This is a genomic window from Nocardioides sp. (assembly GCF_024509035.1).
Taxonomy (GTDB): Bacteria; Actinomycetota; Actinomycetes; order Propionibacteriales; family Nocardioidaceae; genus Nocardioides.
Genome location: NZ_JANINT010000105.1, coordinates 1 through 7,955, shown reverse-complemented (window position 1 = coordinate 7,955; position 7,955 = coordinate 1). Strand labels below are relative to the sequence as shown.

6 protein-coding genes are annotated in these 7,955 nt (G+C 72.3%); 2 read left to right on the top strand and 4 right to left on the bottom strand.

Annotation, left to right across the window (positions count from 1 at the left end):
• The coding region (locus Q0L15_RS08605; RefSeq protein WP_296603655.1) for a histidine kinase at window positions 1-925 on the top strand (925 nt) is incomplete at its 5' end.
• Window positions 926-1,040: 115 nt separating this feature from the next.
• On the opposite strand, the gene Q0L15_RS08600 is transcribed toward Q0L15_RS08605, so the two are convergent.
• From Q0L15_RS08600 to Q0L15_RS08585, 4 genes are read right to left on the bottom strand one after another with little or no spacing between them, the layout of a single operon-like run.
• Window positions 1,041-1,703: a response regulator transcription factor gene (locus Q0L15_RS08600; RefSeq protein ID WP_296603654.1), complete on the bottom strand. Its 663-nt coding sequence runs from the start codon at window positions 1,701-1,703 to the stop codon at window positions 1,041-1,043.
• Window positions 1,700-4,999 (bottom strand): thiol reductant ABC exporter subunit CydD, encoded by a 3,300-nt coding sequence (gene cydD, locus Q0L15_RS08595; RefSeq protein WP_296603652.1) that lies wholly within the window; start codon window positions 4,997-4,999, stop codon window positions 1,700-1,702. The genes Q0L15_RS08600 and cydD overlap by 4 nt, the downstream gene beginning before the upstream one ends.
• The gene (cydB, locus tag Q0L15_RS08590) at window positions 4,996-6,015 is read right to left on the bottom strand and encodes a cytochrome d ubiquinol oxidase subunit II (protein ID WP_296603650.1); all 1,020 of its coding nucleotides are present in this window, start codon (window positions 6,013-6,015) and stop codon (window positions 4,996-4,998) included. The genes cydD and cydB overlap by 4 nt, the downstream gene beginning before the upstream one ends.
• Window positions 6,016-6,030: 15 nt before the next feature.
• Window positions 6,031-7,482, bottom strand: a complete 1,452-nt coding sequence (locus Q0L15_RS08585; protein WP_296603648.1) for a cytochrome ubiquinol oxidase subunit I — start codon at window positions 7,480-7,482, stop codon at window positions 6,031-6,033.
• Window positions 7,483-7,701: 219 nt separating this feature from the next.
• Here Q0L15_RS08585 and Q0L15_RS08580 point away from each other — a divergent pair.
• A partial coding sequence (locus Q0L15_RS08580; protein ID WP_296603647.1) for an iron chaperone occupies window positions 7,702-7,955 on the top strand: 254 nt, incomplete at its 3' end.

Below are 7,955 nucleotides of genomic sequence, written 5' to 3'. Positions count from 1 at the left end.
CTCGGTGCTGCGGCTGGACAACGGCGTCGCCGTGCACACCACCGCCGTGGACGACGCCGACGAGGCCCAGGTCGAGGATGCGCTGGAGCTCCTCGGCGACGAGGTCTGGCCGCGCGGCGACGCCTCGCCGGTCGACCTGACCATCGGCGGGCTCGAGGCGCTGCTGGTGCCGTTGCGCACCCACTTGGTCGGCAGTGGCCTCCTGGTGATCCTGTTCGAGGGCGGTACGCCGCCCCTGGCCTTCGACGAGCGAGCGCTGCTCGCCTCCTTCGCCGACCAGGCCGGCCTCGCACTGGACCGGGCCCAGGCCATCGAGGACCGCGCCGAGCTCGCGGTCACCTCCGACCGCGAGCGGATCGCCCGGGACCTCCACGACCTGGTGATCCAGCGGCTCTTCGCCACCGGCCTGCAGCTCCAGGGCGCCGGATCGATGGCCACGAGCCCGGACGTGGCCGAGCGGATCGACCACGCCGTCGAGGCCCTCGACATGACGATCAAGGACATCCGCGGCACGATCTTCGAGCTCCAGCACCGCGGCCACGCTCCGTCGCTGCGCGCCGACCTGCGTCAGCTGGCGCGGGAGTACGCGCCGCTGCTGAAGTTCGACCCCAGCGTGCAGACCGCCGGCCCGGTGGACAGCGCCGTACCTCCCGAGGTCCGCGAGCAGCTGCTACCGGTGCTGCGCGAGGCGCTCTCCAACCTCGCTCGCCACGCGGCCGCCAGCGAGGCGGAGATCGAGCTGGCCGTCGACGACCGCGAGGTGCGGCTGACCGTGCTCGACAACGGCGTGGGGCTCGGTGCGGTCAGCGCCGAGAGCGGGCTGCGCAACGCCCGCCGCCGCGCCAACGCCCTCGGCGGTTCGTTCGAGCTCGGCCCCCGGCAGCCGCGCGGCACGTCGTTCGTGTGGCGGGTGCCCCTGCGCTGACGGCGCGGCCGGTGATCGAGCTCGTCGAGATCCCCGCAGCCCGAGCAGCGGTGTGCGCTCGGCGTGGTCGGTCGCCCTCTGGGGTCTCGACAGGCTCGACCGACGGATCAGCGGCTCAGTTGCCGCCGAGGAGCTTGCTGGCGAGCACGGCGGCCTGGGTGCGCCGCTCGAGACCGAGCTTGGCCAGGATGCTGGAGACGTAGTTCTTGACCGTCTTCTCGGCGAGGTACATCCGCTCGCCGATCTGGCGGTTGGTGAGGCCCTCGGCGATGTAGCCGAGCAGCTTGAGCTCCTGCTCGGTCAGCTCCGCCAGCTCCGGCGCGGTCGTCGGTGGGTTGCGCACCCGCTCGAGCACCCGCGCGGTGAGGGTGGGGTCGATCAGGGAGTTGCCGGCCGCGACCTGGCGGATCGCCGAGACCAGGTCGGAGCCCTTGATCTCCTTGAGCACGTAGCCGGCCGCGCCGGCCATGATCGCGGCGAACAGCGCCTCGTCGTCGTCGTAGGAGGTCAGGATCAGCGCCGAGATGCTCGGGTCGACCGCGCGTACGGTGCGGCAGACCTCGATGCCGGAGCCGTCGGGCAGCCGCGCGTCGAGCACCGCGACGTCGGGGCGCAGCGCGGGGATGCGGTGGCTGGCGTCGGTCGCCGAGCCGGACTCACCGACGACCTCGATGTCGCCGGAGCTCTCCAACAGCGCGCGCAGGCCCTGACGCACCACTTCGTGGTCGTCGAGGAGGTAGACGCGGATCTTCGGCGGGGCCTCGGGGGCGGTGCTCATGCCCTTGTTCTACCAGCACCGAGGTCGAGGACGCGGTCGACCCGGTCGAGTCCGGCGTTCGCGTGGGTGATCCACAAGACCGTACGCCGCTCCTCACCCCCAGCATCACCCCCGGCATCGTCACCGAGCACCTCGGCGGCCAGCGCCTCCGCCGTGGCGCCGTCGAGGTGGGCCGCGGGCTCGTCCAGCACCAGCACCGGCTGGTCGGCGAGCAGCGACCGGGCGATGGCGATCCGGGCCCGCTCCCCGCCCGAGACGCCGGCGTGACCGTCCCCGAGCCAGCTGTCCAGGCCGGCGGGCAGCGAGTCGAGCCAGTCGCCCAGACGGGCACGACGCAGGGCGTCCTCGACCTCGGCGTCGGTCGCCCCGGGGCGCGCCAGGCGGACGTTCTCGGCCAGCGTGGTCGAGAAGACGTGCGGGTCGTCGTCGACGAGCCCGACCGTGCGACGTACGTCGTCCAGCGCCAGCTCGCGCAGCGAGTGCCGCCCCAGGCGCACCGTCCCCTGGGCGGGGTCGACGAACCGCATCAGCAGCGAGGCCAGCGTGCTCTTGCCGCAGCCGGTGGGGCCCACCACCGCCACCCGGTCGCCGGGTCGCAGGTCCAGGGACACGTCGCGCAGCGCGACCCGGTCGTCCCAGGACGCCCAGACGTGCTCCACCCCCACCTCGTCGCCGCCCTCGGCCGCCCGCGGGTGGTCGGGGTCGGCCACCGCGGGAGGCGTCGCCGCGATGCGGGCCAGCCGCGCCTCGGCCGCCTCGGTGCGCGCCGAGAGCGCGCCCGCGTCGGCCAGCGACGAGGTGATCTCGGCCAGGGCCAGCGGCATCAGCACGAGCAGCGCGAGCAGCGGGCCGGAGAGCGACCCGTCGGCCGTGACCGGGGCCAGCAGCCAGGCCATCGCCGCGACCCCGACGCCGGAGACCGCGAGCGTCACCGCTCGGGCCCAGGCGAGCCAGGTGGCCGAGGCGACCGTCGCCCGACCGAGCTCGTCGCTGACCGCGGAGACCGAGTCGAGCGCACGCTCCTCCGCCTGCCACATCGTGAGCTCGCTGGCGGTCTGGGTCACCTCGACGACGACATCGGAGAGCCGGGCGCGGGTCGTCACCGCCCGCCGCTCGGCACGCGTGGCGCCGGTCCGGGCCAGGAGGTAGCCGAGGCCGCCCCCGATCGCGAAGGTGCCGAGGACGACCAACACCGAGCGGGGCTCGATCAGTGCGGACACCGCCAGGGCGAGCACCGCGACGACGAACGCGCCGCGCACCGGCATCCGCACCCGCAGCTCCCGGTCGAGCACCGAGTCGACGTCGTCGACGATCGCGGCGAGCACGTCGCCACGCCGCCGGCCGAGGGCCCCGGGCGTGAGGGGCACGACGGCGTCGTAGACCTCGACGCGACGCTCGGCCAGCATCCGCAGCACGACGTCGTGCGAGCGCAGCCGCTCGAGGTAGCGCAGCGCCGGGCGGGCGAGCCCGAAGGTCCGCACCGCGACGATCGCGACCAGCAGGGTGAGCACCGGCGGCCGGTGCGAGGCCTGCACGATCAGCCAGCCTGCGGTCGCGGTGAGCGCGACGCCGGAGGCCGAGGCGAGCCCACCGACCAGCGTCGGGAGCACCAGGCGTCCGCGTCGCGCCTCGGCCGCGACCTCGGAGGGAGACGGCTGTCGGGCGACAGCGCCGGCGCCGGCCAGGGCTCCGGCGGCCTCGTGCACCCCGGCACGGGGCTCCGGCGGCGTGAGCGCGACGACGTGGTCGGCGAGGGCGACCAGGGCGGGCCGGTGCGCGACGACGACCACGGCGCGGGTCAGGCCGAGCTCCTGGACGGTGTCGGCGACGACCTGCTCGGTGAGCGGGTCGAGGTGGGCGGTCGGCTCGTCGAGCAGCACCCACGGCCGGTCCGCGAGCACGACGCGGGCCAGCGCGAGGCGGGCCCGCTCGCCGGCGGACAGGGTGGCGCCGTCCTCGCCGAGCGCGGTGTCGAGCCCGGCGGGCAGGTCGCGCACGCGCTCCTCGAGCGCCACCCGCCGCAGGGCGTCCCAGAGGCGGTCGTCGGCCGCGTCGGGCACCGCCAGACGGAGGTTGTCGGCGATGGTGCCGGCCACGAACACCGGCCGCTGCGGCAGCCAGGCGATCTGGCTGCGCGCGGGCCCGTGGACGACGCCGGACGTGGGCTCCAGCAGGCCGGCCAGCACCGCGAGCAACGTGGACTTCCCGCAGCCCGAGGGGCCGACCACGGCGGTGACACCACGGTCGGGAACGGTCATGGTGACGTCCTCGAGAGCCGGCACGGTCCGGCCGGGACGCAGGACGGTCACGCCCTGCACGGACATCGAGCCGGCCCGGCGTACGTCGGTGTCGGCGCTCTGCTCGGCTGTCTCCTGGGCCAGCTCGCTGGCGGCCTCGAACGTCGCGACGCCCTCGGCGGCGGCGTGGAACTCCGCGCCCACGCGGCGCAGCGGCCAGTAGGCCTCGGGCGCGAGCAGCAGCACGACGAGCGCGGTCTCCAGGTCGAGGCTGCCGCTCGCGAGGCGCAGGCCGACGGTGACGGCCACCAGGGCGACCGAGAGCGTCGCGATCAGCTCGAGCACGGCGGAGGAGGCGAAGGCGATCTTCAGCGTGTCCATCGTGCGCCGGCGGTAGCGGTCGGTGACCCCGCGGATCGTGCCCGCCTGGGCGCCCGCCCTGCGGAACGCGACCAGCGTCGGCAGGCCGCGCATCACGTCGAGGAAGTGGCCCGACAGCGAGGCGAGCGCGCGCCACTGCGAGCGGGCCTTGTCCTGGGTCGCCAGGCCCACCAGGATCCCGAAGACGGGGATCAGCGGGAGCGTGCACACCACGATGAGCGCGCTCATCGGGTCCTGCGTGGCGATCGCGACCAGGGTCACGCACGGAAGAACGCCGGCCAGCACGAGTGCCGGCACGTAGCGCGTCAGGTAGGGCTCAGCGGCGCTGGCCCCCCGGGTCGCCAGCGTGGCCAGCTCGCCGGAGGACCGGGCGCCGTCGGAGCGCAGGATCGCCGCGACGACCCGCCGCCGTACGTCGGTGCCGACGACCGCCGCCGCCCGGGCGGCCATCGTGTCGGTCGTCCACCCGGTCACCGACCGGGCGAGGAAGACCGCGACGACGAGGGCCGCCCAGCGGCCCACGTCGCCGTCGTGCAGCGCGGCCAGCACCAGCTCGGTGACCGCCCAGGCCTGGGCGACCAGCAGCACGCTGCCGACCACGCCGGCGGCCAGGACGACCGCGAGCTGCGATCGGGCCGGAGCGAGCTGCCTCCGGAGCCGGGGGTCGCCCGGCCTCACCGGCCCGCGGCCTCCAGCTCTGCCTCGGGAATGTGGTGCTCCGAGATCCGCCGACGGAAGACCCAGTACGTCCACGCCTGGTAGGCGAGCACGATGGGCACGAAGATCGCCGCGACGATCGTCATCACCTTGAGCGTGTAGTCCGTGGCGGACGCGTTCGTGGTGGTGAGCGAGTACGCCGCGTCCGTGGTGGAGGGCATCACGTCGGGGAACAGCCCGACGAACAGCCCGGCCACCGCGAGCGCGATCGCCGCGAACGTCCCGATGAAGCCCCAGCCCTCACGACCGGCGCGGGCCATGAAGATGCCGCCCACCAGGGCGAGCGCCGCGAGCACGTAGAACACCGCCGAGCCGACGTTGCCGGTCTCGACCTGCGCCCAGATCAGGAACACCACCGCGGCCACGGCCGCACCCAGCCCGAGCTGCACGCTCAGCGCGCGGGCGCGCAGGCGGATGTCGCCGTCGGTCTTGAGCGCGACGAACATCGCGCCGTGGGTGAGGAACAGCAGCAGGGTGACGACGCCACCGAGGAGGCCGAAGGGGTTCAGCAGCGTGAAGAGGTTGCCGGTGAAGTCCTTGGTCTCGTCGATCGGCACGCCGCGCACGATGTTGGCGAACGCGACGCCCCAGAGGATCGCGGGCAGGAACGACCCGACGATGATCGCCAGGTCCCAGCGGTCCTTCCACGCCTTCTCGGGCCGCTGGTGGCGGTACTCGAAGGCCAGGTTGCGCACGATCAGGGCGACCAGGATCAGCAGCAGCGGCAGGTAGAACCCGCTGAACAGCGTCGCGTACCACTCGGGGAAGGCCGCGAAGGTCGCACCGCCCGCGGTGAGGACCCACACCTCGTTGCCGTCCCAGTGGGGGCCGATGGTGTTGATCATCATCCGGCGCTCGCGGTCGTTGCGGGCGAGCACCGGCAGCAGCATGCCGACGCCGAAGTCGAACCCCTCGAGGGTGAAGTAGCCGATCCAGAGGACGGCGATCAGGGTGAACCAGACTGTGGTGAGCTCCATCGATCCGTCTCTCGCTTAGTAGGCGAACGCCAGGGGTCGGTCCTCGTCCTCGTCACTGCCACCCAGTGTCGGGCTCGGAGGCTCTTCGAACGGGTCGGCTCCCACCTTGACGTACTTGACCAGCAGGCCGACCTCGACGATCGCCAGCACGGCGTACAGCAGGGTGAGCACGATGATCGAGATCCAGGCCTCGAGCTCGCTGACGCCCGGCGAGACACCGTGCGCCGTGGTCATCAGGCCGAACACCGCCCAGGGCTGGCGGCCCATCTCGGTGAAGATCCAGCCGAAGGAGTTCGCGGCGACGGCGATCACCGGCAGCGCGATCACGGCCGGACCGAACCAGCGCGCGGTCGGCGTCCGGCCCTTGCGCGTCAGCCACAGCACGAGGGCGGCGCCCGCGGCCACGACGAGGCCGAGCCCGATCATGAACCGGAAGGACCAGTAGGTCACCGGGATGTACGGCGTGAAGTCGCCCGGGGAGTAGTACGCGGCGCCCGGGTCCTGCCCGTACTCCTGCTTGTACTGCTCGCGCAGGTCGTTGATGCCCTCGACCTTGCCGTCGAAGTGTCCCGTGGCGAGGAACGAGAGCAGTCCGGGCACGGTGATGGAGAACTTCTCCTCCTTGCCGTCCGGTGTGCCGATCGTGAACAGCGAGAACGGCGCCTCCGACGCCTCCGTCTCGTAGAGCGCCTCGGCGGCCGCCATCTTCATCGGCTGGACGTCGGTCATGATCTTGCCCTGGAAGTCACCGGTGATCGAGACCGCGAGGCCGGCGACCAGCGCGACCACGGCGCCGAGCCGGATGCCCATCCGGTACATCGACCGGTCCTGCTCGAAGCGCTTCTTGGTGTAGAGCCAGGCGCTGATGCCGAGGATGAACGCGGCCGCGGTCATGTACGCCGAGGCGACCACGTGCGGGAAGGTGACCAGCTGGACCTTGTTGGTCATCACCGCCCAGAAGTCGGTGAGCTCCGCGCGGCCGGTGTCGGGGTTGTACTCGTAGCCGACGGGGTGCTGCATCCAGGAGTTGGCGGCGAGGATGAACCAGGCCGAGGCCAGGGTCCCGATGTGGACCAGCCACATGCAGCTGGCGTGCAGCTTGCGCGGCACCCGGTCCCAGCCGAAGATCCAGATCCCCAAGAACGTGGACTCCAGGAAGAACGCGAGCAGCGCCTCCACGGCCAGCGGCGCGCCGAAGATGTCACCGACGAACCGGGAGTAGTCCGACCAGTTCATCCCGAACTGGAACTCCTGGACGATGCCGGTCACCAGGCCGAGCGCGAAGTTGATCAGGAAGAGCTTCCCGAAGAACTTGGCCAGCCGCAGCCACTCGGGCTTCGCGCTGCGCAACCACATGGTCTCCATCACCGCGACGAGCAGCGAGAGGCCGATCGTGATGGGCACGAACAGGAAGTGGTAGACGGTGGTGATGCCGAACTGCCACCGTGCGACGTCGAGGATGTCCACGGATAGAACCTTCAACCAGGGCCCTGGTCCGACGGCATGGTCTCCCGACCCGTCGTCCGGGACCTAGGTCCCGTTTTCCCACGGGGCGCGAGACCTGGATCACTCCCACCCGTCCCTGGGGTACCTGAGTCGGCCGCCGATCGCCCGCAAGCCGCGATGATTCCCGCGTGCCCGCCGGGTCTGACCACACGATCGGCAGTCCACGAGAGAGGACCTGACATGGCGAAGACAGACTTCCGGACCGTCGAGGACTACCTGGCCTCACGCCCCGGCGACCAGCGCGCCGTGCTGGAGCAGGTGCGCGCGGCGATCCTCGCCGGCGTCCCCGCCGATGCCGAGGAGGTCATCAGCTACCAGATCCCCGCGGTGAAGCACCACGGGTTCGTCTTCTACTACTCCGCCTACGCCAAGCACTTCTCGCTCTCCTGCCCGCCGCCGTTCGCGGCGTTCACCGAGTTCGCCGACGAGCTTGC